Annotated in this window: 21 protein-coding genes; 14 read left to right on the forward strand and 7 right to left on the reverse strand. The window is 40.6% G+C overall.

All coding sequences use genetic code 11. From position 1 onward, the window contains the following. The first annotated feature begins 104 nt into the window (after positions 1-104). Both B2107_RS17470 and B2107_RS17475 read left to right on the forward strand, forming a co-directional pair. Positions 105-725: a 3'-5' exonuclease gene (locus B2107_RS17470; protein WP_293956988.1), complete on the forward strand. Its 621-nt coding sequence runs from the start codon at positions 105-107 to the stop codon at positions 723-725. Positions 726-735: 10 nt separating this feature from the next. Further along, positions 736-2649, forward strand: a complete 1914-nt coding sequence (locus B2107_RS17475) for a DUF294 nucleotidyltransferase-like domain-containing protein (RefSeq protein WP_293956989.1) — start codon at positions 736-738, stop codon at positions 2647-2649. Positions 2650-2823: 174 nt separating this feature from the next. On the opposite strand, the gene B2107_RS17480 is transcribed toward B2107_RS17475, so the two are convergent. The 7 genes from B2107_RS17480 to B2107_RS17510 all read right to left on the reverse strand — a co-directional run bounded on the left by B2107_RS17480 (position 2824) and on the right by B2107_RS17510 (position 13348). Beyond that, positions 2824-4785, reverse strand: a complete 1962-nt coding sequence (locus B2107_RS17480; protein WP_293956990.1) for an alpha-L-arabinofuranosidase C-terminal domain-containing protein — start codon at positions 4783-4785, stop codon at positions 2824-2826. A 50-nt stretch (positions 4786-4835) separates the two neighbouring features. Continuing rightward, entirely contained in the window at positions 4836-6377 is a 1542-nt protein-coding gene (locus B2107_RS17485) for an alpha-N-arabinofuranosidase (RefSeq protein WP_293956992.1), read from the reverse strand. 12 nt (positions 6378-6389) lie between these two features. After that, positions 6390-7538, reverse strand: coding sequence for an aldose epimerase family protein (locus tag B2107_RS17490; protein WP_293956993.1), 1149 nt, complete (start codon positions 7536-7538; stop codon positions 6390-6392). 95 nt (positions 7539-7633) lie between these two features. Further along, the gene (locus tag B2107_RS17495; RefSeq protein WP_293956994.1) at positions 7634-9334 is read right to left on the reverse strand and encodes a sodium:solute symporter family transporter; all 1701 of its coding nucleotides are present in this window, start codon (positions 9332-9334) and stop codon (positions 7634-7636) included. A gap of 72 nt (positions 9335-9406) precedes the next feature. Beyond that, entirely contained in the window at positions 9407-10909 is a 1503-nt protein-coding gene (gene araA / locus B2107_RS17500) for an L-arabinose isomerase (protein WP_293956995.1), read from the reverse strand. Positions 10910-10950: 41 nt separating this feature from the next. Then, positions 10951-11643 (reverse strand): L-ribulose-5-phosphate 4-epimerase, encoded by a 693-nt coding sequence (locus B2107_RS17505; protein ID WP_293956997.1) that lies wholly within the window; start codon positions 11641-11643, stop codon positions 10951-10953. Positions 11644-11659: 16 nt separating this feature from the next. Next, entirely contained in the window at positions 11660-13348 is a 1689-nt protein-coding gene (locus B2107_RS17510) for a ribulokinase (RefSeq protein WP_293956998.1), read from the reverse strand. Positions 13349-13678: 330 nt separating this feature from the next. On the opposite strand from B2107_RS17510, the gene B2107_RS17515 reads away from it, so the two are divergent. The 12 genes from B2107_RS17515 to B2107_RS17570 all read left to right on the forward strand — a co-directional run bounded on the left by B2107_RS17515 (position 13679) and on the right by B2107_RS17570 (position 26733). Continuing rightward, positions 13679-14383, forward strand: coding sequence for an NUDIX hydrolase (locus B2107_RS17515; protein ID WP_209578175.1), 705 nt, complete (start codon positions 13679-13681; stop codon positions 14381-14383). Positions 14384-14530: 147 nt separating this feature from the next. Next, on the forward strand, positions 14531-15181 hold the full coding sequence (locus tag B2107_RS17520; protein ID WP_293957000.1) for a hypothetical protein: 651 nt from the start codon (positions 14531-14533) through the stop codon (positions 15179-15181). 305 nt (positions 15182-15486) lie between these two features. Further along, entirely contained in the window at positions 15487-16989 is a 1503-nt protein-coding gene (gene atpD / locus B2107_RS17525; protein WP_046673738.1) for a F0F1 ATP synthase subunit beta, read from the forward strand. 21 nt (positions 16990-17010) lie between these two features. Further along, positions 17011-17259 (forward strand): ATP synthase F1 subunit epsilon, encoded by a 249-nt coding sequence (atpC, locus tag B2107_RS17530; RefSeq protein ID WP_209578172.1) that lies wholly within the window; start codon positions 17011-17013, stop codon positions 17257-17259. A gap of 397 nt (positions 17260-17656) precedes the next feature. Further along, on the forward strand, positions 17657-18547 hold the full coding sequence (locus tag B2107_RS17535; RefSeq protein ID WP_293957001.1) for a branched-chain amino acid transaminase: 891 nt from the start codon (positions 17657-17659) through the stop codon (positions 18545-18547). Next, positions 18531-20231, forward strand: coding sequence for a dihydroxy-acid dehydratase (gene ilvD / locus B2107_RS17540; RefSeq protein ID WP_293957002.1), 1701 nt, complete (start codon positions 18531-18533; stop codon positions 20229-20231). Before B2107_RS17535 ends, ilvD begins: the two co-directional genes overlap by 17 nt. Before the next feature lie 115 nt (positions 20232-20346). Next, the gene (ilvB, locus tag B2107_RS17545) at positions 20347-22089 is read left to right on the forward strand and encodes a biosynthetic-type acetolactate synthase large subunit (RefSeq protein ID WP_293957004.1); all 1743 of its coding nucleotides are present in this window, start codon (positions 20347-20349) and stop codon (positions 22087-22089) included. Between the two features lie 7 nt (positions 22090-22096). Continuing rightward, a complete protein-coding gene (gene ilvN / locus B2107_RS17550; RefSeq protein ID WP_293957006.1) occupies positions 22097-22687 on the forward strand; it encodes an acetolactate synthase small subunit in 591 nt (196 codons plus the stop codon). Between the two features lie 14 nt (positions 22688-22701). Next, positions 22702-23166, forward strand: coding sequence for a DinB family protein (locus tag B2107_RS17555; protein ID WP_293957007.1), 465 nt, complete (start codon positions 22702-22704; stop codon positions 23164-23166). A gap of 45 nt (positions 23167-23211) precedes the next feature. Further along, positions 23212-24693, forward strand: a complete 1482-nt coding sequence (ilvC, locus tag B2107_RS17560) for a ketol-acid reductoisomerase (protein WP_293957008.1) — start codon at positions 23212-23214, stop codon at positions 24691-24693. A 132-nt stretch (positions 24694-24825) separates the two neighbouring features. Next, positions 24826-26223 (forward strand): 3-isopropylmalate dehydratase large subunit, encoded by a 1398-nt coding sequence (gene leuC / locus B2107_RS17565; protein ID WP_293957009.1) that lies wholly within the window; start codon positions 24826-24828, stop codon positions 26221-26223. A 33-nt stretch (positions 26224-26256) separates the two neighbouring features. Then, the gene (locus tag B2107_RS17570) at positions 26257-26733 is read left to right on the forward strand and encodes a PEGA domain-containing protein (protein WP_293883949.1); all 477 of its coding nucleotides are present in this window, start codon (positions 26257-26259) and stop codon (positions 26731-26733) included. The last annotated feature ends 21 nt before the right edge of the window (positions 26734-26754 follow it).

Consider the following 26754-nt stretch of genomic DNA (forward strand, 5'->3'; position numbering starts at 1 on the left):
AATTCGTATCTCGTTTTTTACAAAAGAGATGCTTTACAAAAGCAGATTTGTCTATTATTAACTAGAATATTTTAGTATTTTAGAGCATACTCAACACTAATTCATTGAAAAAATATTTGCTATTTCTAGATACAGAAACGTCTGGCCTACCGAAAAAATGGAATAAAAGGTACACAGAAAGCGATAATTGGCCACATGTACTGCAATTGGCCTGGATCATTTTTGACGAAGCCCAAAATGAGATCAAACGGAGCAATAAATATATCTACGAACCACTTATTCCAATCAGTCCGGCATCAGAGCAGATCCATGGGTTGACGCCCCCATTCTTAAGGCAATATGGTGAGAAGAAAAAAGATGTGTTGCGCAAGCTCAGTCATGACATCAAAAAATATAAACCACAGCTTGTTGGACATTTCCTTTCCTTTGATTTACAAGTATTATCTGCGGAATTCTACCGATCGAACCTTGCGCTTCCATTTGGTGAAATAGATTATTTTTGTACACTTTTACATAGCAAAAGGTATGTTAGAAATCCAAATATGGTACATCTTCCACTGTCGCTGTTACATGAATCCCTATTCTTGTCTCCACCGGAACATTTACACGATGCCGAAAAGGACGCTGAGATAACAGCTAAATGCTACTTTGAAATGATTCAACGAAACGACCTAACTCATCAAGATATCCTTAACCAACAAATAGAATTTCATAACATCTTTTAATTTTTTCCTAATGAAAAATTCCGAGGTTATCCTTTCTACACTAAAATCTACCCCTCCATTTCAGGCGCTGCCCGAATCCCTGCAGCTCAGTATTGTTAATCTATTCAATGAGTACCGCTTCTCCAAAGACACACTTGTTTATCGCCAAAGCATTACGGACATGGATGGAGTAGACTTAATCTATGAAGGTGAATATGAAACATTTTTCTTGGACGATTTAGACAACAAAAGATTAATAGAAATTCACCATAAGCCCTATTGTTTTGGCGGAATATCCGTCCTTTTAAATAGAACAAAAGCATTAAAATCCGTAATTGCAAAAAAAGGTACAATTATCTATCGGTTGCCTAGGAAAAACTTTATCGAGCTTTGTAACGCTAATGAAGAATTTTTTCATTTTTTCACTAATTCTTTTGGAAGAAGAATGTTGGATGAAGAATTTTCCCATTTTGTCAAATCTCCAGCTTCCTTTGAAGAAAGCTATTTTGCTGCAGATCAATTATACTCAAGAAAGATCGAACACATCACCTACAAAGATATTGTTGCTTGCTCCCCGCAAACACCCATCTATGAAGTTGCGAAGACCATGGCCAACCAAAAGGTGAGCTGCCTGTTCATAAAAGATGAAAACAGCATTATTGGTTATGTAACCGATATGACCTTGCGTGATAATGTAGTTGCTCAACAGGTGCCGGTCGACCACGAAATTATGGAAGCCATGGACAACCCCATTGTTAGCATTTCAGATCAATCTTATCTTTATGAAGCCGTATTAAAAATGTTCCGGACAAAATCAAGATACTTGCTCGTAGAAAAAGACGGGAACTATGTTGGCTTCCTAAGTCGTAATCGTTTGTTGAGCGAACAAGGCCAATCTCCACTTGTATTTATACAATCGGTAAAATTAGCAGAGACTTTGGATGAATTGCGTGAGAAATGGAACAACGTTCCGGAGATTATCCATCAATTGCTTGGCAGAGGCGTAAATGCTGAAATTGCCAATCAGGTAATCACAACGGTAGCAGACAGTATTGCACTCAAAGTCATCGAAAAAGTCATTGGAGAAATGGGCGAACCACCTGCTAAATTTGTCTTTATGGTGACTGGCAGTGAAGGGAGAAAAGAGCAAACATTAATGACGGATCAGGATAATGCCATTATCTATGAAGATAAGGCAAACGAACAACGTGAACTCGTCCGGGAATATTTTTTAAATTTTGCTACCAAAGTGTCAGATCATCTAAATACAATAGGTTTTAGCTACTGTACGGGCGGATATATGGCCAGCAATCCCGAATGGACACACTCCCTATCCCATTGGAAAAACAACTACAAAAAATGGATTGAAGAAAGTATCCCTGAGAACGCGATTAAGTTTTCAACTTTTTTCGACTGTAGACGCTTGTATGGCGATCAGGATATTATCAATCAGCTTAAAGATTTTCTTAATGTTGAATTACAGCGGCCAAATGATCGCTTTTTTACCTTTATAGCAAAAAATGCTCTTCAATATGAGCCACCGCTAACGTTTTTTAAAGCGATAAAAACCCAAACTATAGGATCATCCGAAGTATTTAATATAAAGAAAGCGATGACGCCTATTGTTGACTTGGTCCGCGTATACGCTCTTAAAAACCGAATTTATGAAGAAAACACTGGTGGAAGGCTCAAACAACTATTAGAATTAGGAATATTCACGCAAGAACAATATGAAGAATTGCATCAATCCTATTATTATCTGATGTCGATTCGACTGAAAAATCAAGCAAATCAGATTAGAATAGCCAAACTAAGTCCAAACAATTATGTACCGATGGACAGCCTGACAAATATCGAAAAAGCAACCATCAAAGAGATATTTAAAACGATCACCAACTTTCAGTTGGGAATCAAAGTTAAATTCACCAGCAACCTCTTCGGTTAACAGGACGAATTAACAGCAAACTGCTAAATAATCTCTTTCGGAAGGTTCAATTTTATATCCCTATACCCCTAAGGAAAACAAGAAAGCCATCAGTAAACTGATGGCTTTCTTATCGCATCTATCGACAGATTCGGTAGCTTCATTTATCAACGATTGATTAGAGGGTTTTGCTGCCTATTTCGTAGACAGTCTAATCAGCGTAAAGGAATATGGTGCCAAAGTGTTAAGAAGTTTTTTCCCATTATAAACAACAGTACTTTCCTTTGGACGGATATTTAATGGTTCTTCCAAGCTATTACTGACATTTAGGTCGGCATTGGCCAGCGTAACAAGATGTGCCGTAGCCGTTAGTTTCTTCTTTGAAACTACATCAAGATTAACTTTTTTTGGCTGACTATTATAATTGACAACTTTCACAATTAATTCCTTTGAAGCCTCGTCATAAACTGCAGATGCATACAAACTATCTTTGCCCGCAACGGATTCACCATCACGCATAATCGGAATAATAGCTGTACCCCTGTTGGTTGCATACAATTTTTGAACCTGGTAGCTAGGTGTACCATACACCTGCAGATTATCCACCCAAATTAGATCCGGCGACCATTGCCACCCATCTACATGACCAAACAATGGCGCATAAGATGCCATTTCAACCACATCACCATTTCGTTCAAGACCAGTCATGAATGCAGCTTCAGAAAGTGCTGCCTCCCACGTACTTTTTCCAGGACCGTTCGGTCTTGTCGTATGTGAAGCGTATTCGCCAGCAAAAATCTTTGTGCCGTTTCGGTTGTAATTATCATAACGGCTCGCACTTGAAAGAAACCAGGATGGTGGGCGATAATAATGTTCATCTATGATATCGATATTCATGGCACGCAACTTATCATCTAAGAAATCAAAGCGGTCCCCCTCTGGATCAGTACCTGAACTCGCTATAATTTTGATCTCTGGATGCTTTTCGTTCAATGCCTTCTTAAAAATGGCCAGACGTTCAATATATTGAGGTCCCCAATTTTCATTTCCAACGCCTAACATTTTGAGATGAAAGGGTTCGGGATGCCCCATTTCTGCACGCAATTTACCCCATTTTGTGGCAGTGGAGCCGTTGGCAAATTCAATCAGATCCAAGGCATCCTGAACATACTCATCTAACTCATCTAATGGTACAACTTCGCCTGTATTATACTGACAAGCCATCCCACAATTAAGAATAGGCACCGCAGTGGCGCCGATATCTTCTGCCAATAAAAAATATTCGAAGAAACCTAAGCCAAAAGTTTGGAAATAATCTGGCGTTAAACGATGTTTAAATTCGGTATTCCAACGGTTAATAATCAGTTCTCGTTCACTAATTGGACCAACCGTTTTTTTCCATTGAAATCGATTGGCCAAATCTCTACCTTCCACAATACAACCTCCCGGAAACCGGATAAAACCAGGCTTCATATCTGCAAGCATTTGAACCATGTCTTTACGCAAGCCCTTTCGTCTCCCTTTCCAAGTGTCGACGGGAAATAAAGACAACATATCGACATCTAAAGTGCCCTCACCTGTAAACCAAACATTTAATTTAGCCTTGTCTGTAGTTTGGTTAACAGGAAATTTGACCGCAGCTTCCGACCACGATCCGACGGGATCAAGAGGAAGTTCAGCGGCCCCAATTATCTTATTTTGAGGATCAAGCAACTCAACGTGGATCGTCATTCCTTTCGCAGTACTTTGGTATTGTAAAGAAAACTCATATGCTTCTCCCGCTTTCACCCCCATTCCCCTAAAGCCTTCATTTTGCAATCCTAATTTTAGATTGCTTGTATTATTTAATCTTAAATACCGTTTATTTCCCTTACGCTTACTGTCATTCACCAGCAAATAAGTACCCTCAACACCGTTTTCGAGCTTCTTCCAACCCATCCAAGGTTCATCAAATTCAAAGGATCTATTCTTCACCAATTCAGCATAGATCCCCCCATCAGCGCCCAAGTTAATATCCTCAAAAAATACCCCCCACATATGTGGCGATATTTTCCCCGAGGGCTTATCTAACTGAATATTTAATGCTATTGGTGACTGCGCCGCAGCAGAAAAGCCTAAACCCGCTAGCGCTAACATCAACGATACAACTTTCTTCATCTATATAATTATTTGATCATTAATCTTTAATTAATGAGTTTAAAACTATCTTAGGTTAATTCCAATACGATTACTGAAAAAGCAGGAATATCTACTTCAACAATACCATTAGCAACCTTCGCCTTGTTGTATACGGCAGGTGTAATGGTTGTCGGTTTGTCGAACGAATTATAATCGCGCAGATGCTCAGCAGTAAGTATTCTACCTGTCACTTTTCCAGCTTTCAATGAGCCCAAATCTACCTGAACTTTATTTTTCTTTTTTGGGTCAATATTTACAAAGGAAATATGTGTTCGGCCTTGCTTGTCCTGTGAAGCTGAAACCGAAACTGCAGGGATTTTCTCTTGATTAAATTCAAAATCCGTCGATTGCAGCGCTATAGGAATTAACTTCGCGTCCTGATGTACTTTATACATTTCCATGACATGGTACGTGGGCGTCAAAATCATATTCTTCCCTTCCGTAAGAATAACTGCTTGTAATACATTCACTGCCTGCGCTAAATTGGCCATCTTAACCCGACGAGCATGATTATTAAAGATATTCAATGTCATACCAGCAATCATAGCATCACGCATGGTATTCTGTTGATAGAGAAAGCCGGGATTTGTACCCGGTTCGACCTCATACCATCCCCCCCATTCGTCTACGATTAGATCTATAAGTCCTTTTGGATCGTATTTGTCCATGATGGCAATATTCTTCTCTACTAGTTCATTCATAAACCAAGCAGATTTCATGGTTTTGAAATACTCTTCTTCCGAATATTTCGTTGCAGAGCCTTTCTTATCCCAGTTGATGACCGCATAGTGATGTAACCCCATACCTTTCATCAGACCACTTGGAATTTTCTTCATGAGTGTTTCGGTCCAATTGTAATCTGCACTATTGGCACCAGAAGCAATTCGATATAGACCACTCCCATTCGTCCAATCCGACATGAAAGTAGCGTATTTGCGGTAGATATCAGTATAATAATCGGCAGTCATATTTCCACCACAGCCCCAAGCTTCATTTCCCACACCCCAGAATTTAACCTTCCAAGGTTCCTGCCGTCCATTTTTACGCCTCCAGTCTGACATGGGGCTTTCTCCTTTAAAGTTTACATATTGGACCCAATCAGCAAGCTCCTGCACCTCACCACTACCAACATTACCAGCTAAATAAGGTTCTGCTCCAAGCAATTCACACATATTTAGAAAATCATGTGTTCCGAATGAATTATCTTCTGTCACGCCACCCCACCAGTTATTAACCATAGCAGGACGTTGGGCTTTGGGGCCAACTCCATCTTTCCAATGATACGTATCGGCAAAACAGCCCCCGGGCCAACGTAGATTGGGGATGTTCAAATTTTTGAGGGCTTCGATGACATCTTTCCGAACGCCATCAGCGTGGGGAATCGAGTCATTTTTTTCACCAACATAAAATCCATCATAAATGCAGCGGCCCAAATGTTCAGCAAAATGACCATATATATGTCGACTTATAATCTGCTCTTGCTGCGGAGTTTGCAATTTAACACTACTCTGTCCATGGAGTAACCCATTGACCAGCGCGAATACAACGCCTAATGTAAATCTTAGCTTCATCCTATATTGACTTTACTTTTTCACGATAAATTTATAAGTCGTTTTGGAGCTATATTGCTCGCCCGGCTTTAATACTGTTGATGCAAAATTGGGATGGTTCGGTGCATCTGGAAAATGTTGCGTTTCCAAACAGAATGCCGAACGGAATGGATAGACTTTTCCTGCTTTACCTTTAGGGTCTGTATCCTTCATAAAATTGCCACTGTAAAACTGCAAACCAGGTTCGGTCGTATAAACTTCCATTGCAATACCAGTCTTGCTTGTATACACCTGAGCAACTTTTTGGAAACCATCTTTCTTATCAAGTTCAAAATTATGATCATAGCCCTTTCCGATCTTCAGCTGCGCATTTTCATCCTCAATCCGAGCACCAATACGTGTCGGCATCTTAAAATCAAATGCTGTACCCGCTACCGGCAAACTCTTTCCTGTTGGAATCAAGCTGTCATCAACTTCTGTAATCGCCTTTGCATCAATTTGAAGTTCGTGATCCAAAATCGAAGAATCACCGGCCCCGTTAAGATTAAAGTAAGCGTGGTTGGTAAGGTTCAATACGGTCTCCTTATCCGTTGTTGCTTGATAGTCTATCGCCAACCCATTGTCGTCCAAAGTGTAAGTTACCTCCATCTTGACTGTCCCCGGATAACCAGCTTCTTTATCGGGTGAAGTATAAGCCAATGTAATGGATGTTGCCGTGCTACTAACGATATCCCACACTTTATTATACACACCATTTGTACCACCATGAAGCGAATTTTCTCCGTCATTCTTTTCCAAAGAATACACCTCGCCATTCAGCTTAAACGAAGCTTTACCAATCCGATTACCATACCGTCCTACGATAGCCCCATAAAAATTATTATAGTTTTCCTTGTATTCATTAGCTGAATCATAACCCAAAATCACATCTGTCAATTGACCATCCTTATTCGGAACATTTAAACTCACCAAGCGTGCGCCATAATTTGTCAATGTAATGGCAAGTTTGTCATTCTTAAGCTGGAATAGTTTCACCTCTTTACCATCAATCTGGCTGTCAAAAGCCTGGTTGGAAGAAGAATCAGCCAGTGTCGATGCTGACTTATTTTGAGTTGACGGAGATTGGCAGCCATAAGCTAATGAAGCACAGGTCAACAAACCAATAATAATTTTCTTATTCATCTGCAATTAAGTTTTGTTCCATCGTTTTGATGGAGGCTTCCTAATTTCAATTAGGAATGGTTCATAATCATTTATTTAATCAAATAGCATTAATGCTACCAAAAACGCACATAAATAGCAGTGACCAACAATAAAGTCACGACAATTAATGCCAATACGGATGGTTCTACTTTAAACATCGATCGATCCAAGACGAAAGCTTTTGGATTAACCTTTGGTCCAAATAAGCTAACGGCAATCATAGCGATCATAGTAAATACAAAAGCTAATCCCATACAGATCTGGAACGGAATTTCATATACACCAGCTTTATTCAGATACGCGGTATAGATCCATGTCTCTGGTCCAAAAACTTTCGTTGCAAACTCGTTGAAGAATATAGACAACGCAAATCCAGTGATCAGTCCAGTGATAGCCGCCGCCCCTGTGGTTCTTTTCCAAAACATACCCAACAAAAACATCGCAAAAACCCCAGGACTAATAAAACCGGTATATTTTTGAATGAATGTAAATCCTCCGGCCCCGCCTATGCCCAGCGCATCGTTCCATGTAAACAGCACAGAAAGTAGAATAGAGATCACAATCGTTATCTTTCCTACCCAGACCATTTTAGCTTCGCTCGCGTCTTTATTGATATATTTTTTAAAGATATCCAATGTGAAGATTGTTGCGATACTATTTGCTTTTCCTGCTAATCCAGCAACAATAGCAGCTGTTAAGGCAGCTAATGCAAGTCCTTTCATACCATTTGGCAAATAGCCCAAAATTGCTGAATATGCATTATCGGCATGAAACACTCCTCCAGGAGCCATTTCGTGTTGTAACGCCCCATTTTTGTATAGCACATAAGCGGCTATCCCCGGAAGCATAACGATAATCGGCATAAACAATTTTAGAAATCCGGCAAAAAGAATTCCTGTTCGCGCAGTCTTCAAATCTGCTCCCAAAGCGCGTTGTGTAATATATTGATTGCAGCCCCAGTAATTTAGGTTGACAATCCAGATCCCGGCAAGGTACATCCCTATTCCAGGTAACATCAGATATTTATTAATATCTTCCTGACTAGCGCCAGGCCCGGGTTTATCAACAAAAAGGTTGAAATGCTCTGGAGAGTCTTCCATCAGCTTATTAAATCCAGCTAAGGCATCTTTTCCTAAACCAAAATGTTCGCTGACTAACGTCAGTGCTACATAGGTCGTCGCTATACCACCAATAATCAATACAACAACCTGAATAACATCCGTAAAACCAATAACACGCATTCCTCCTAGGGTAATAATCACCGCAAATACAGCTAAGGCGACTGTTATCGTATGAAAGCTATCTCCGCCGCCGGCCATACTTGAAATAGCGATTGCCCCTAAATACAAAATCGATGTCAGGTTGACAAAAACATATAAAAACAACCAGAAAATTGCCATGATAAGACTTGTCGTTTCATTGTATCGATTATTTAAAAACTGGGGCATGGTGAAAATCTTATTTTTCAAATAAACCGGTATAAACCAAACCGCCACAATAATTAGCGCTACCGCCGCAATAAGCTCATATGCCGCCACAGCAATACCGACCTCAAAGCCGTTACCGCTCATCCCTATAAACTGTTCAGCCGAGATGTTTGACGCAATCAATGACGAACCTATGGCCCACCAAGTAAGTGACCCTTCTGCTAAAAAGTAGTCCTTGCTACTGCTCAAACTATTGGTCTTTTTACGATAAATCCAATAGCCGTAGCCAGCTACGATAAAGAAGTAAATTACAAAGATGATGTAATCTACCGTTGCAAATTTTTCCATATTTCCCAAATTGGTTATTATAAATAAGCCACTTATGCCTTCACGAGAGAAGGACATAAATGGCTCAAGTTATTATTTACTGAGTAAATAATAAAGTTCATTCCATTTTAATTGATCTTCGAGTTTCGCTAGCGTGGTGTCCTCATCGATCAAAACATACTCCAGGCCGGCAATACGCGCAAAATCTTCGAGATATTCAGGCGTCAAACTCAAACTATAAGCGGTATGGTGAGCACCTCCAGCTAAAATCCAGGCGCTGCAACCTGTTTTCATATCAGGAAGCGGTTTCCATAATACGCGTGCGACAGGAAGCTTTGGTAAATCCTCTTCCACGGAAACACCTTGTACCTTATTAACGATCAAACGAAAGCGCGTTCCCATGTCGACCAACGAAGCATTCAGTGCATCCCCGCTCTGACCGTTGAACACCAAACGGGCAGGATCCGCCTTGCCACCAATTCCTAGCGGATGCACTTCGATACGCGGTTTTCCGGTTGCTAACGCCGGGTCTACTTCTAACATATGTGAACCAAGTACCATTGGATTCTGTGGATCAAAATGGTAAGTATAGTCTTCCATAAATGCAGTGGTCCCCGATAATCCTGCCCCCATCACTTTACATGCACGCACCAAAGCTGGAGTCTTCCAATCTCCTTCACCTGCAAAACCATAACCCTCAGCCATTAATCGCTGTACTGCCAAGCCCGGAAGTTGCACCATACCATGCAAATCCTCAAAAGTATCCGTGAAACCTTTAAAGTTTCCTTTTTCCAAAAACTTCCTTAAACCAATTTCAATTTTAGCAGCCTCGATTAAGTTCGTACGAAACTCTCCGCCAGCTTTTACATTTTCGGCCAACTCATAAGAAGATTCGTACTCTGCTAGCAGTGCTTCAATTTCTGCTTCTGTACTCGAGTTGATAACCTCTACTAAATCACCGATTGCGTAAGTATTTACCGAAAAGCCAAATCTCGACTCCGCTTCCACTTTATCGCCGTCTGTAACCGCCACATAACGCATATTGTCACCAAATCGTGCAAATTTTGCGCCCTGCCAGTCATGCCACCCAGCTGCCGCGCGAGCCCAAACATTGATCCGCTCAAGCACCTCCGCATCTTGCCAATGGCCAGTCACGACTTTACGCGCTATCTTTAGCCGGCTGACGATATGTCCAAACTCGCGATCTCCATGTGCGCTCTGATTGAGATTCATAAAATCCATATCGATACTACTCCATGGAATGTCCTGGTTGTACTGCGTATGCAGATGTAGCAATGGTTTTTGTAACGCCTTTAAACCTCTAATCCACATTTTTGCTGGGGAAAATGTATGCATCCATGTGATGACACCTATACAATTTTCCGCACTATTGGCGGCAGCCAATGTCGCATATATCTCATCGGTATTTTTTACGATCGGTTTATATTTTACTCCTACCGGAATTGCTTTTTGCGTATGAAGGTAATTTGCTATCTCTTCTGCATGTAGAGCAACTTGTCTTAAAGTCTCCTCTCCATACAGGTCTTGGCTACCCACGACAAACCAGACCTCAAGTTCTTTTAAATTGATATTCATGTTAAATTGTAGTTTTTCTATAGATTTTTTATTACTGAAAATTATTGACCATAATAGGAATTAGCACCATGCTTCCGTTCATAATGCTTTTTGATCAGTGCAGGCTTTAATCGAGGCGCATTCGGATTGATCTGTTCTGTCAACCAGGCCATTTTAGCAACCTGTTCGAGCACCGCGCTGTTATACACTGATTTTGCTCCAGTTTTACCCCAGGCAAATGGAGCATGGTTGCCAACAAGAATCATTTCCACTTCTTTATAGTCCAGCTCATGCTCAGTAAAGTGATTGATAATCTGAAAGCCTGTTTCATGCTCATAGTTCCCTGCAATCATTTCATCGCTCATTGGTGGGGCACATGGAATATCTTTTGTCAGGTGATCGGCGTGTGTGGTACCAAAAATAGGGATATCCCGCTGCGCTTGTGCCCATGCTGTGGCGTAAGTTGAGTGTGTATGGGTAATACCTCCAATCTCTTCCCAGTGTTTGTAGAGCAGCGCATGCGTCTTGGTATCGGACGACGGGCGGAGATCACCTTCAACGATTCGGCCGTCAAAATCCACAATTACCATATGCTCCGGCGAAAGTTCTTCATACGGAACACCACTAGGTTTAATAGCAAATACACCATGCTGACGATCCACCACACTCACATTTCCAAATGTAAAAAGCACTAAGCCCAATTGGGGTAATTGCATATTGCAATGATATGCTTCCTCTTTAATTGAATTATACATGATTAAATTTGAATGGTTAAACAGTAAGGGCACGCAATTCTTTTCCTTCTACGAAAGCACCCAAAGCGCGGTAACGTTCGTAGCGTTGAGCATACATGGGCACCCATTTCTCCTCGGGTATATAAGTTTGTTCAAAGCCTTGTCCCATCGCTGCCATTGCATCTTCGACGCGGTCATATAAACCCGCTGCCGTGGCGGCAAACATCGCTGCGCCGATAGCGCAGGTCTGCTCACTTTTGTGGATACGAATCGGCATATTCATTACATTGGCCATCATTTGCATAATAAAAGGTGATTTTTTTGCGACACCACCCAAACCAATCAAACCTTTTACAGGAATACCCTGGGCGACAAAGCGGTCCACAATCGCCTTTGCTCCAAAACATGTCGCTTCGACAATGGCCCTGAAAATACGTGGAGCATCAGTTCCGAGGTGCAAACCCGTAATCGCACCTTTCAAGGATTGATCTGCATCGGGTGTACGGCGACCATTGAACCAGTCAATTGCTAATTCGGACGCTTCTGTTACGGGAAGCAACGCAGCCTGCTCACTTAAACGAAACAATAGCTTATCCTCCAATGTGGCGATCAACTGTTCACGGTTTTCTTCAGACATACCTTCAACCTCTTGTATTAAATTCTTCGTTGGCCACAATAAAACCTGCTTCAGCCATGCGTAAGCATCACCAAATGCAGATTGTCCGGCCTCCATGCCAATCATTCCCGGAATAATCGAACCATCTACCTGCCCACAGATCCCCTTCACCAAAGTATGCTGTACTTCCTCCTTTGGGGCAACTAGCATGTCGCAAGTAGATGTTCCCATCACCTTACTTAAATAATACGGTTCAATTTGCCCCCCGACCGCACCCATATGACAGTCAAAAGCACCTACACCGACAACGACCGACGTCGTAAGACCTAATCGCTGTGCCCATTCTTCCGAAAGTTGGCCAGCAGCTTTATCAGCCGTATAGGTTTCGGAAAACAGTCGGTCGACTATACCGTCCAACAAGGGGTCTAGCGACGAAAAAAAAGAATTAGGAGGCAATCCTCCAAATTCTTCAGCCCAAAGCGATTTGTGACCAGCCGAACAGACACCACGTTTCATAGCAGCTACATCTGTTCCTCCAGTTAATAAAAAAGGAATGTAATCGCAATGTTCCACCCAGCTGTATGTAGCGGCACGCACCTTTTCATCAATCCTAAAAACATGAAGCAATTTGGCCCAGAACCATTCCGAAGAATAGACGCCCCCAACATACTTCAGATAATCGACTGAACTATTTTGATTATGAAGGTTAATCTCCTTGGCTTCCTGAACGGCAGTATGATCTTTCCATAAGACGAACATGGCATTGGGGTTGTGCTCAAATTCTGCCATTAAAGCTAGCGGAATACCCTTTTCATTTACGGCAACTGGAGTAGACCCCGTTGTGTCAACGGAAATCGCTCTTACGGTTTCACCGATATTGCTTAATCCCGATTTGCTTAAGCAATCTTTTATGGTCGCTTCCAATCCTTCGATGTAATCCAAAGGGTGTTGCCTGAACTGACTTAAAGCAGCATCACAATACTCACCTCTTTTCCAACGCGGGTAGTAAAATACCGAAGACGCGATTTCCTCGCCATTGTTAGCATCGACCAATACCGAACGGACCGAATCACTTCCATAGTCCACCCCAATGACATGCGATTTATTCATTTTTGCTGAATTTGGTTTATAACTTATAATTGTTCTTAACGTCTTACTTTTCAATTTTCCATCTGTAAAGTTAGCATTGAAAAAAATAATTAGTGTCAAATAAACATTTAATTTTTTAAATATGAAAGAAAATTTTCATATTTAAAAAATTAATCTAACTTCATAGCAGCAAATTATGATTGACCCTAAATCCTGATATAGGCATAAACGACTGTTTAAAGGAGTATATCAGACAATTATTATACTTATTTTTAGCTATTTACTTTTTTACATAGTTTTGCCCATGGAATTGGTGGGGTGAAGTCAGATAAAACGATAAAACGATAGACAATGGAATATTATAAAAAAGATTCAGGGATCCTTTTGGCTGTAGACTGTATCATATTTGGATTTAACGGCGAATCCCTAGAAGTACTTTTAATTAAACGCGATTTCGAACCAGAAAGAAATAAATGGAGCCTAATGGGCGGTTTCGTTCAATCCAATGAAAGTCCTGAAGAAGCTGCAAGCAGAGTGCTGAGACAGCTAACAGGACTTGAAAATGTATATATGGAGCAATGTAGCGTATTTGGGGAGCCTACCCGAGAACCTAACGATCGCGTTGTCAGCATCTGTTACTTTGCCCTGATTGATACGCAACAGTATAAACATATCCTCAGTGATGATTACGAAGCAAAATGGTTTCCTTTGCAAGAGCGCCCAGCACTTATCTTCGACCACGATCAGATGATTACGTCAGCGCAGCACCGCCTACGCATGAAAGCAGCGTTATATCCCATATTATTTGAATTGCTACCCGAGAAATTTACCATCCCCCAAATTGCGGCGCTGTATGAAGGCGTGTATAATATCGAGCTGGATAAGCGCAATTTCAGCCGAAAACTCCTATCTTCAGATCTTATCATCAAACTCCAAGAAAAGGATAAAGAAAACTCGAAGAAAGGAGCCTATTTCTTTAAATTGAATACGGCTATTTATAAGGAAAAGATCATGTCCTTTCTTCGTTATTTACCGAGCTGGTCTATTGAGCCCTAAAAATGAAGCAGGAAAATCTGATCTAACAATAGGAATATATTCACTTTCAATTTTCGTTTTTTCAATTATTCCTTATATTTATCACAGGTATATCCTAGCTTTACATCTAGGAAAAGCTAAATGATACATTTTATAACTATAAACAACATGAGCAAATTGAGATTAGCATTTATATTCTTTACAATTTTATTTATTTCATCATATACTACACTACAGGCACAAAATCCTGCCTCGGCTCCCCAGACTAAAACAGCACAACAGGATAATACCTTCAAGTATAGTCCCGATGGATTAAAAAAAGGAAGTTTGTCCAATCAATTTGATCACCTTAACTATATCTCGAAAAACAACTATGATTTCAAGATGGTACGTAAAACCAATCTTGACATTGTCAAAAGGAATGTGATTGATACCGTAGCAAAATTGCAAAAAGAAATCAGTTCCTTGAAATCATCTTCAAGCAATTATTCTTCGAACACAAAAAATTTGCAAGATTCTATCCAGGTCTTAAACGATCAGCTGGCACAAGAGAAAGAAAAGACAGAAAGTTTATCTTTCTTGGGAATCAATACATCGAAAGCTTTTTACAATACAGTTGTTTGGACGATCATTGGGATATTGGCAGTAGCGACATTTATTTTTCTATTTTCCTATCGAAAAGCAAAAGTGGATACAGTTGAATTCCAAAAGACAGCAGAGCAATCCCAGGAAGAATTTGCAACTTTTCGCAAAAAGGCTATGGAAAAAGAACAACTGCTTAAGCGCCAGCTACAAGACGAGTTAAACAAAAAAATCTAGCACTCTTTTTTCTAAAATTAGGAGATGTATCTTGATCGACCTGTAGCGAATTCATGAACCATTCGATTACAGGTCGATTTTATTTAGCAGTGTAGGTTAAGGAAGAATAACTATCTTTGCATAGATCGAAATTGAAACAGACAGAATTACAATAGATAACATTTTGACCTACGTTAATAAATTTATAATTTAATTATAAATTCTATTTGTTTTTAAATACGAATAACCTTATTTTTGCTGACCAAAAAAGAGGCCTTTTATGTCTCTTATATAAAATTGATTAATAAATATTTAGTCCCTATAATATGCCCAAGATTGGTAAAATAGCGCAGATTATCGGCCCAGTTGTTGACGTCAACTTCGCCGACAGTGAAAATCTACCTAAAATTTACGATGCATTGTACATTCAAAAAGAAAATGGACAACGTGTTGTATTAGAAGTTCAACAACACTTAGGTCAGGATCGTGTACGTACAATTGCCATGGACGCAACTGAAGGTTTAGTTCGCGGAATGGAAGTTGTCGATACTGGTGCTCCTATCAAAATGCCTGTTGGTGAAGAAATCAAAGGTCGTGTATTCAATGTAGTTGGTGATGCCATCGACGGGATCCAAAATCTGAATAAGGAGAATGGCCGTCCTATTCACAACGTGCCACCTAAATTCGAAGATTTATCAACTGAATCCGAAGTACTTTTTACTGGTATCAAAGTTATTGACCTTTTAGAGCCATATGCTAAAGGTGGTAAAATTGGTTTATTCGGAGGTGCCGGTGTAGGTAAAACCGTATTAATCCAAGAATTAATCAACAATATCGCAAAAGGTCACGGTGGTCTTTCTGTATTTGCCGGTGTAGGTGAACGTACACGTGAGGGTAATGACTTATTGCGCGAGATGTTAGAATCTGGTATCATCAAATATGGTGAGCATTTTATGGAAGGCATGGAAAAAGGCGAATGGCCTTTAGACACCGTAGACCACGAATTGATGAAGGATTCAAAATGTACATTCGTATTTGGTCAAATGAACGAGCCTCCTGGTGCACGTGCACGTGTTGCTTTATCAGGTTTGACAGTAGCGGAATACTTCCGTGACGGTGATGGCGAAGGTCAGGGCCGTGATGTATTATTCTTCATTGATAACATCTTTCGTTTTACACAAGCAGGTTCTGAAGTATCAGCCCTATTGGGTCGTATGCCTTCAGCCGTAGGTTACCAACCAACGTTGGCAACGGAAATGGGTTTGATGCAAGAGCGTATCACATCAACTAAAAATGGATCAATCACTTCTGTACAAGCCGTATATGTACCTGCCGATGACTTAACTGACCCTGCTCCAGCGACAACTTTCGCCCACTTGGATGCAACCACAGTATTGTCTCGTAAAATTGCTGAGTTAGGTATCTATCCTGCCGTGGATCCATTAGATTCTACATCTCGTATCCTTTCTCCAGCCGTTTTAGGTAACGAACATTACAATACCGCTCAACGTGTAAAAGAAATTCTTCAACGTTATAAAGAATTGCAAGATATCATCGCCATCTTAGGTATGGACGAATTATCTGAAGAAGATAAATTAACAGTACACCGTGCACGCCGTGTACAACGCTTCTTATCACAACCTTTCCACGTTGCAGAGCAGTTTACAGGTTTAAAAGGCGTATTGGTAGATATTAAAGATACCATCAAAGGTTTTAATATGATTATTGACGGTGAAGTAGATGAGTATCCTGAAGCTGCCTTCAACTTAGTAGGTAACATTGATGATGCTATCGAAAAAGGTAAAAAATTATTAGCAGAAGCAGTTTAATTTAGATTATATCTAAGAATAATGAAATTAACAATTATCACTCCTGACAAATTAGCATTCGAAGGCGAAGTAACAGCTGTTACTGTACCTGGCTCTGCAGGCTCTTTCCAAATTTTGAAAGACCACGCTGCCATCGTTTCTACTTTGGAAGATGGAAAAGTAATTATTCAACAAGGTAAAGGTGAACAAGAAGTGTTCATTAAAGGTGGTGTTGTCGAAGCAAAAGACAATGTCATTACCGTGCTTGCTGAAGGAATTATCGGAGATTAAATCAAATCGATTTTATAAAATTTAAAAGCTTCCGGTAGAAATATCGGAAGCTTTTTTTTTAAAGTTTTTTTGACGTTTTCATCATTTTAAGAAGAAAATTGACCGTTGTCACAAAAAATAATTTTATAGAACAGTAGACCAATTTTAAATACGGTATACGACTAACAAAATATAAAACCGAATAAACCTAATTTTTAATCAATAAAAATCGTTAAAACACACTAATATAAAATTTTATTCTAAATTCAAAATTAGCAGTTTGCCTATTGTCAATTATTGGAATTCCTACTACCTTGAGGAAATGAAATTCGAAAGTTTTTATTAAAACTTGAGATCACATGATTTACCACCAAAAACACCACGAAGGGAATTATTATACTGAGGTAAATTTAGGGTTATGAAATACTACGATAAAAATACATTGATCTATTTGAATGGAGCTTTTGTAAAAGCTTCCGAAGCGGTATTGGATCCGTTTGCACAGTCACTGCATTATGGGTATGCTGTATTCGATGGATTACGCGCATATAATACCCACAATGGCCCCCGTATCTTTAAAGCTGATAAGCACTTCGACCGTTTGAAGAGATCATGTGAAGGGGTTAATATTCCTTATCGTTGGAGCAATAGAGAGCTGATCGACATCTGTTATGAGCTACTGGCCACCAATAACCTCAGAGAAGCCTATATACGTCCATTGGTATTGACCGGTTCAAATATGCACTTAACCTCATCAACCGAAGCAACAATCATGATTGCAGCCTGGGAATGGGGTCCATATCTTGGTCAAAACTTATTACGGGTATGTATTTCGGATATCAAAAGACCTAATCCAAAATCGTTTAAAATTGACTCGAAAATCTCTGGGCAGTATGTTAACTCCATTCTTGCCACAACGGAAGCCATCGAAAGAGGGTATGACGAAGCTTTAATGCTCGACCACGAAGGTTATGTTGCCCAAGCATCCAGTGAAAACATCTTTATCGAAAAAGATTTCAAAATCTATACACCGCCCACGAAAAACATCTTCCCGGGCATTACACGCCAAACGGTAAAAAATATCTGTAAAAAGTTAAATTTTGAAGTTATCGAAAAGCAACTGACTGTTGAAGATATTTACACCGCAGACAGCGCCTTCTTATGTGGGACTGCCGCAGAAATCATCGGAATCAAACAAGTCGATGATGTCATCTATCAAGAAGCGTGGGAACACAGCATAGGGGCATCAATCCAAAGACGTTATAAAAATTTAGTATTAGAGAACGAAAATTATGAAGTCATCATCTAACGGCGAAAACGCAATGAACAAATACAGCCGTACATTTACACAAGACGAAACGCAACCTGCTGCAAAAGCCATGCTTTACGGTATCGGTCTTACAGATGCCGACATGGACAAAGCACAGGTCGGTATTGCCAGCATGGGATATGATGGTAATACGTGTAATATGCACTTAAATGATTTAGCACAAATCGTCAAGAAGGGCGTTTGGAACAATGATTTAGTGGGTTTGACCTTTGGAACTATTGGCGTCAGTGACGGTATGAGCAATGGTACCGATGGGATGCGTTATTCGTTGGTAAGCCGGGATGTGATCGCTGATAGTATCGAAACAATCTGCGGTGGACAATATTATGATGGCTTGATCTCTATTCCTGGCTGTGACAAAAACATGCCTGGTGCAATTATGGCAATGGCCCGTTTGGATCGCCCTTCTTTAATGGTATATGGCGGTACCATCGCTCCTGGCCACTACAAAGGCGAAGAATTAAATATTGTATCTGCATTCGAAGCATTGGGACAACGCATCTGTGGAAATCTTTCCGATGAAGACTATGAAGGCATTATCAAACATACCTGTCCGGGTGCTGGTGCTTGTGGCGGAATGTATACAGCAAATACCATGGCTTCGGCAATTGAAGCCTTGGGCATGAGCTTACCATACTCATCTTCCAACCCTGCGATTTCGGAAGAAAAGAAAAATGAATGTTTAGAGGCAGGTCAACATATCCGCACGCTGCTTGAGAAAGATATCAAGCCCTCTGATATCATGACACGTAAAGCATTTGAGAATGCGCTACGTACCATTGTTATCTTGGGTGGTAGTACGAATGCTGTACTTCACTTTATCGCAATTGGTAAAGCCGTAGGCGTAGATATCACGCAAGATGACTTCCAACGCATGAGTGACGAAACCCCTGTATTAGCTGACTTCAAACCATCCGGTAAATACTTGATGCAAGATCTTCAGCAATTTGGTGGAACTCCTGCTGTCATGAAATATCTTTTAAATGAAGGTTTACTTCATGGTGACTGTATTACGGTAACAGGAAAAACGGTCGCTGAGAACTTGGCTGATGTTAAATCAATCATGGAATATGACCAACCGATTATCAAACCCTTGAGCGATCCAATCAAGGCTACTGGACACTTACAGATTCTTTATGGGAACTTAGCAGAGAAAGGTTCTGTTGCCAAGATTTCCGGTAAAGAAGGTGAAAAATTCACTGGTCCTGCACGCGTATTCGATGGAGAGCATGATTTAGTGGCCGGTATTGCATCTGGTAGAATCAAACCAGGAGATGTTGTCGTGATCAAAAATGAAGGTCCTGTTGGCGCACCAGGCATGCCTGAAATGCTTAAACCGACATCATTGATTATTGGTGCAGGCTTGGGTAAATCTGTTGCTTTAATCACCGATGGCCGTTTCTCTGGTGGAACGCATGGTTTTGTCGTCGGGCATATCACACCGGAATCTTACAAAGGCGGCTTAATCGGCCTTGTACATGATGATGATATTATCGAGATTGACGCGGTCAATAACAGCATCAATGTACTCCTTTCGGATGAGGAGATCGCACAACGCCGTACCGCTTGGGTACAACCAGCGTTAAAAGTTAGCAAGGGAGTTTTATACAAATACGCCAAAACAGTTGCCGACGCCTCAGAAGGCTGTGTAACGGATCAGTAGAAAATAAAAAACAGAGACTTTAAGCGAATAAAGACCTAAACAATCGACGCTTAAGGTCTCAGATCGAATATCTAAATACTAAAAAGACTGAATAATCAACAAAAAAATCAACGTAATGAGTACACTGGAAATAACAGAAAATAAGGCGACCGCAGCACAACAAACTCCGACACAAATTTCGGGATCTAAAGCTGTATTGGAAGCCTTATTGAGCGAAGGAGTTGATACCGTATTTGGTTATCCTGGAGGCGCAATTATGCCTATCTATGATGCCCTTTATGATTATACGGATCGTCTGAAGCATATTTTAGTGCGCCATGAACAAGGTGGAATCCACGCGGCGCAAGGTTATGCAAGAACTTCAGGTCGTACTGGTGTCGTCTTTGCGACAAGTGGTCCTGGAGCAACAAACTTAGTTACTGGATTGGCTGACGCCATGATTGACAGTAACCCGATCGTCTGTGTTACAGGCCAGGTTTTCGCTTCACTATTAGGAACTGATGCATTTCAGGAAACTGATGTCATCAATATCACGGCACCGGTCACCAAGTGGAACTATCAAGTTACCGACGCCACTGAAATTCCAGCTGCACTTGCAAAAGCATTTTATATTGCCAGCACTGGCCGTCCAGGGCCGGTATTGATCGATATCACTAAAAACGCGCAATTGCAATTGTTTGATTATTATGGTTACGAAAAGTGCAACCACGTACGCAGCTACAGACCTGCGCCACAAGTACGAAAAGAATATGTCGAACAAGCGGCAGCCTTAATCAACAATGCCAAGAAACCATTTGTTCTTTGGGGACAAGGAATCATTTTAGGAAAAGCCGAGGAGGAATTTAAAACATTTATCGAAAAGGCCGGCATCCCTGCTGCAAGCACTGTTATGGGGTTGAGCGCTCTCCCAACAGACCATAAACTTCATGTCGGCATGCTTGGTATGCACGGTAACTATGCGCCAAACGTAATGACCAATGAATGCGATGTGTTAATTGCTATCGGTATGCGATTCGACGACCGCGTAACGGGTCGTTTAGATAAATACGCCAAACAGGCAAAAGTAATCCATTTGGATATAGACCCAGCTGAGATTGACAAAAATGTACAGACAACCGTACCTGTATGGGGCGACTGTAAAGAATCACTCCCGATGCTGACGGAATTGATAAATGCAACAGACCATTCTGCTTGGTTAGCGCAATTCCGCGAACTTGAAAAAGAAGAAATCAAGGAAGTGATCCAGGATGAACTTCATCCGCAAACAGATATTATGACGATGGGTGAAGTCATCAATGTGCTGAATGAATTGACGGGAGGTGATGCGATCATCACAACCGACGTTGGTCAACACCAAATGGTAACTTGTCGCTATGCTAAATTTAATAACAGCAAATCAAATGTAACCTCAGGAGGTTTGGGAACCATGGGTTTTGGACTTCCGGCAGCTATCGGTGCTTGGTACGGCGCTCCAGAAAAAACTGTTGTGGCCATCATCGGCGACGGTGGTATACAGATGACCATTCAAGAGTTGGGAACGATCATGCAATTTGGTGCAAAAGTCAAAATTATGATCCTCAACAATGAATTCCTGGGCATGGTACGTCAGTGGCAGCAATTATTCCACGACAGGCGCTATTCATTCGTGAACATCACCAGTCCTGATTTTGTTGCTGTAGCGAAAGGCTATTACATTGACGGTCAGAAGATTTCGGAAAGAAAAGATCTCCGCAATGCGCTGAAAACAATGATTGATCATGACGGAGCTTATCTATTGGAAGTGATGGTTGGTAAGGAAAATAATGTATTCCCAATGGTTGCTCAAGGAACATCGGTATCTGAGATACGCTTAAAGTAGAATTAACATGGAAAAACAAGAATATACCATCACCCTATATACAGAGAATTCGATCGGTCTTATCGGTCGGATTTCAACAATTTTTTCGAGAAGAAAAATCAATATCGAAAGTTTGAACACTTCCCCTTCTGAAGTGGAAGGGATACATCGTTTTACCATTGTGATCACGGAAGCGGAGGATGTTCTGCGTAAGCTTTGCCGTCAGCTGGAAAAACAAATTGACATTCTTAAAGCCTACTACAATACCAATGATGAAGTGATCTGGCAAGAACAGGCATTGTATAAAGTGCCTGCGGATGTTGTGAATGAAAAAGTTTACGTTGAGCGGTTGTTACGTCAATACGGTGCGAATGTCGTTGTGATCCGCAACGATTATATTGTATTTGAAACGGCCGGTCACCGCGAAGAGATTGATAAGTTAACCGAAGAGTTGACAAAATACGGCTTGATCGAATTTGTACGTGGAGCCCGTATTGCCATCATCAAGGATAGTGCTGGCTTCCACTCCAAATTGGTTCAGTTTGAAGCCCAAGAGCCTTCTGAAGAAATTGTAGAAAACGAATATCTCGACAAAAGAGATGATGTATTTACAATGTAAGCATTAAAAATATCATGCAAGAAACATTTAAATTTATCTTAAAGTCACGTCAAAAATTCATTGAATTAATTGAAGGTCTTTCTATAGAACAGCTTAACAAAATTCCTGTAGGATTTAACAACAATATCATCTGGAATTTTGCGCATATCGTTGTCAGTACCCAGACCTTGATCTATGTGCGTACAGGAATTAAAGCCGATACGGCTTGGGTGAAATATAACGAAGATTATAAAAAAGACACCAAACCGACCCGCTTTGTTGAACAAGCGGAGATTGATGAATTAAAAGAAATCGCAATCCGTAGTATTGAGCAAATTGCCGCCGATTATGACAATGGTGTCTTTGGAGAAATAACTTCCTTTTCAACAGCAACCTATGGTTATCCAATGGAAACCATTGAAGAAGTTATTGCCCTGACATCTGGACACGACAATGTTCATTTCGGCTATGCAATGGCGCAACGCAGATTAGTACAATAATTAGAACAAATAATCAACAACCCATAACAGAAAGAAAGTAAAACAATGGCAAATTATTTCAACACTTTACCGCTTAGAGAGCAGTTAGAACAATTAAGTCACGCTGAATTCATGGACAACACCGAATTCACGGATGGCGTAAATGCTTTAAAAGGTAAAAAAATCGTAATCGTAGGATGTGGCGCACAAGGCTTGAACCAAGGTTTAAACTTAAGAGATAGCGGATTGGACGTTTCTTATGCTTTACGTAAAGAAGCTATTGAACAAAAAAGAGATTCTTGGAAAAATGCTACGGACAACAATTTTAACGTAGGAACTTACGAAGAATTGATTCCCACTGCAGATTTAGTCATCAACTTGACTCCAGATAAACAACACACTTCAGTTATCAACGCCGTAATGCCTTTGATGAAAGAGGGTGCTACATTATCGTATTCACACGGTTTCAACATTGTGGAAGAAGGCATGCAAATCCGTAAAGATATTACGGTCATCATGGTTGCGCCAAAATGTCCAGGTTCTGAGGTTCGCGCAGAGTACCTTCGTGGCTTTGGTGTACCTACTTTAATTGCTGTTCACCCTGAGAATGACCCGCAAGGAAAAGGATGGGCTGAAGCAAAAGCTTATTGTGTAGGAACAGGTGGCCACAAAGCAGGCGTATTGAAATCTTCATTCGTAGCTGAAGTGAAATCAGATTTGATGGGTGAGCAAACGATTCTTTGCGGATTGTTGCAAACAGGTTCGATCTTATCTTTCGACAAAATGATCGAAAAAGGCATCGAAGCTGGTTATGCATCCAAATTGGTACAATACGGTGTAGAAGTTATCACTGAAGCGTTGAAACATGGTGGTGTAAGCGGTATGATGGATCGTTTGAGCAATCCTGCGAAAGTGAAAGCTTTTGAGATCTCCGAAGAATTGAAAGATATTATGCGCCCATTATTTCAAAAGCATCAAGACGACATCATGTCAGGCCACTTTAGCAAGACGATGATGGAAGACTGGGCAAACGGTGACGCCAACCTATTGAAATGGAGAGCTGAAACGGGTGAAACTGCATTTGAAAAAACACCAGCAGGTGATGTTAAAATCAGCGAACAAGAATATTTTGATAACTATACATTGATGGTTGCGTTCATCCGTGCAGGTGTTGAATTGGCATTTGAAACAATGGTTGAAGCGGGTATCAAACCTGAGTCGGCATACTATGAATCATTACATGAAACACCATTGATCGCCAACACAATTGCCCGTAAGAAATTGTTCGAGATGAACCGTGTGATTTCTGATACAGCTGAATACGGTTGTTACCTATTCGATCAGGCTTGTAAACCGTTGTTGGCAGACTTTATGAAAACTGTAGATACTGATTTAGTCGGTAAAAACTTTAACGAAGGCCGGGATGGTTCAGTTGATAATGCTCAATTAGTTGTTATCAATGAAATTTTACGCGACCACCCCGTGGAAATTGTTGGGCGCAAATTGCGTAAAGCAATGACCGCAATGAAAGCGATCAAAACTGTTTAAAGTTTGTACGGAATTATACATGCTTCAAAATCATGAAAATTTCGTAATTTAGTATATTGAAACCAAGGTGATATTGAGACATTTACAATATCACCTTGGTTAATATAAAAATAACATAAGAGAGAATAAAAAATGTCAAAAACTTTAGTAGAAAAAATTTGGGATGCGCACGTCGTCAAGCGCGAGGAAGGGTTCCCGGATATTATATATATCGACACCCATTTAATTCATGAAGTTACTTCACCTCAAGCTTTTGATGGCCTACGTAAAAGAGGAATCCCAGTTTTTCGTCCAAAACAAACGGTAGCTACTGCCGACCACAATGTACCGACACTTAATCAGCATTTACCCATCAAAGAAGAATTATCGCGCTATCAGGTTGATATGCTCACCAAAAATTGTGCTGAATTTGGTATTGAATTATACGGTTTGGGGCACCCCTACCAAGGTATCGTACATGTTATTGGTCCAGAGCTGGGTATCACTTTACCGGGCAAAACGATGGTATGTGGCGATAGCCATACCTCCACTCACGGCGCTTTTGGAGCTATTGCTTTTGGTATTGGAACCTCTCAGGTTGAACAGGTCTTCGCAACGCAATGTTTATTGCAGTCGAAGCCAAAAACGATGAAAATTGAAGTCAACGGTACCCTTCAAAAAGGCGTTGGAGCTAAAGATATCATCTTGTATATCATTTCCAAAATTTCTGCTGCCGGCGGTACGGGTTACTTTATAGAATATGCTGGTTCAGCGATCCGTTCATTAAGCATGGAAGCACGTATGACCATTTGTAACATGAGTATCGAAATGGGCGCACGTGGAGGCTTAATTGCTCCGGATCAGATCACTTTCGACTATGTCGAGGGCCGTGAATTCGCACCGAAAGGAGAAGAATGGGATAAAGCGTTAGCCTACTGGAAAACATTATATTCCGACGACGATGCCATTTTCGATAAAGTATTGACTTTTGATGCGACAGACATCGCTCCCATGATTACTTACGGTACCAACCCCGGGATGGGAATGGGAATTGCAGAACATATTCCGGCAACTACTGCTCAACCAGAATCGGAAAGACCATCGTATCAAAAAGCATTGGACTACATGGGCTTTAAAGATGATTCAACAGTGCTTGGCAACCGTGTTGATTACGTCTTCATCGGAAGTTGTACCAATTCCCGTATTGAAGATTTACGTGAAGTTGCCTCTTTCGTACAGGGTAAGCAAAAAGCACAGGACGTTGAAGTATGGATTGTACCAGGCTCAAAGCAAGTAGAAAAACAAGCTAAGGAAGAAGGCTTGGATAGCATATTTGAGGCTGCAGGATTCCAACTACGCGAACCGGGATGCTCCGCATGTTTAGGAATGAACGAAGATAAAATACCTGCTGGTAAATATTGCGTTTCGACTTCAAATAGAAACTTCGAAGGACGTCAAGGGCCTAATGCACGTACCATGCTGGTATCCCCCTTGACAGCAGCTGCCGCAGCAGTAACAGGTAAAATAACAGATGTAAGAGAGTTGATCTAAAAAAATTAAAACGTAAAATATATTAATCTAAAAATGAAAAGTACTACTAAAATTACATCTATCATCTTAGCGGGGGCTACACTTTTTACCAGTTGCGCAAGCAAAACATTGATTCAATCGAATCCTGTTGGAGCAAAAGTTTATATTCAAGGAGAGTACGCGGGTACGACACCGTATTCTTATAAAGACACCAAAATCGTTGGCAGCACAACTGACTTGAAAATAGAAAAAGAAGGTTATGAGCCTTTTATTACCAGTTTTTCCAGAAATGAAAAAGCTGACGTCGGTGCTATTATCGGTGGTATATTTGTACTCGTTCCATTTCTATGGACCATGAAATATAAAGAGCAACATACGTATGAATTGATACCTCTTGGTAGCGGAGCAAAAAAAGAGTCAACAGACACATCATTATCAGCTAAATTACAAGAGCTAAAAAAGATGTACGATGACAAGCTTATTACCAAAGAGGAGTATGAAAAGCAAAGAGAAAAGGTTTTGAACAATTAGCGTTCGACAAAAAATAAAACA

It is taken from the genome of Sphingobacterium sp. UBA7855, from assembly GCA_002500745.1.
Lineage (GTDB): Bacteria > Bacteroidota > Bacteroidia > Sphingobacteriales > Sphingobacteriaceae > Sphingobacterium.

Coding starts and splice junctions, on each gene's coding strand:
- atpC (WP_209578172.1), top strand. CDS start 17,011: ATGAAATTAACAATTATCACTCCTGACAAATTAGCATTCGAAGGCGAA.
- atpD (WP_046673738.1), top strand. CDS start 15,487: ATGCCCAAGATTGGTAAAATAGCGCAGATTATCGGCCCAGTTGTTGAC.
- B2107_RS17555 (WP_293957007.1), top strand. CDS start 22,702: ATGCAAGAAACATTTAAATTTATCTTAAAGTCACGTCAAAAATTCATT.
- B2107_RS17475 (WP_293956989.1), top strand. CDS start 736: ATGAAAAATTCCGAGGTTATCCTTTCTACACTAAAATCTACCCCTCCA.
- araA (WP_293956995.1), bottom strand. CDS start 10,909: ATGAATATCAATTTAAAAGAACTTGAGGTCTGGTTTGTCGTGGGTAGC.
- B2107_RS17485 (WP_293956992.1), bottom strand. CDS start 6,377: ATGAAGCTAAGATTTACATTAGGCGTTGTATTCGCGCTGGTCAATGGG.
- B2107_RS17490 (WP_293956993.1), bottom strand. CDS start 7,538: ATGAATAAGAAAATTATTATTGGTTTGTTGACCTGTGCTTCATTAGCT.
- ilvC (WP_293957008.1), top strand. CDS start 23,212: ATGGCAAATTATTTCAACACTTTACCGCTTAGAGAGCAGTTAGAACAA.
- B2107_RS17570 (WP_293883949.1), top strand. CDS start 26,257: ATGAAAAGTACTACTAAAATTACATCTATCATCTTAGCGGGGGCTACA.
- ilvD (WP_293957002.1), top strand. CDS start 18,531: ATGAAGTCATCATCTAACGGCGAAAACGCAATGAACAAATACAGCCGT.
- B2107_RS17515 (WP_209578175.1), top strand. CDS start 13,679: ATGGAATATTATAAAAAAGATTCAGGGATCCTTTTGGCTGTAGACTGT.
- B2107_RS17510 (WP_293956998.1), bottom strand. CDS start 13,348: ATGAATAAATCGCATGTCATTGGGGTGGACTATGGAAGTGATTCGGTC.
- ilvB (WP_293957004.1), top strand. CDS start 20,347: ATGAGTACACTGGAAATAACAGAAAATAAGGCGACCGCAGCACAACAA.
- ilvN (WP_293957006.1), top strand. CDS start 22,097: ATGGAAAAACAAGAATATACCATCACCCTATATACAGAGAATTCGATC.
- B2107_RS17520 (WP_293957000.1), top strand. CDS start 14,531: ATGAGCAAATTGAGATTAGCATTTATATTCTTTACAATTTTATTTATT.
- B2107_RS17480 (WP_293956990.1), bottom strand. CDS start 4,785: ATGAAGAAAGTTGTATCGTTGATGTTAGCGCTAGCGGGTTTAGGCTTT.
- B2107_RS17505 (WP_293956997.1), bottom strand. CDS start 11,643: ATGTATAATTCAATTAAAGAGGAAGCATATCATTGCAATATGCAATTA.
- B2107_RS17535 (WP_293957001.1), top strand. CDS start 17,657: ATGAAATACTACGATAAAAATACATTGATCTATTTGAATGGAGCTTTT.
- B2107_RS17495 (WP_293956994.1), bottom strand. CDS start 9,334: ATGGAAAAATTTGCAACGGTAGATTACATCATCTTTGTAATTTACTTC.
- leuC (WP_293957009.1), top strand. CDS start 24,826: ATGTCAAAAACTTTAGTAGAAAAAATTTGGGATGCGCACGTCGTCAAG.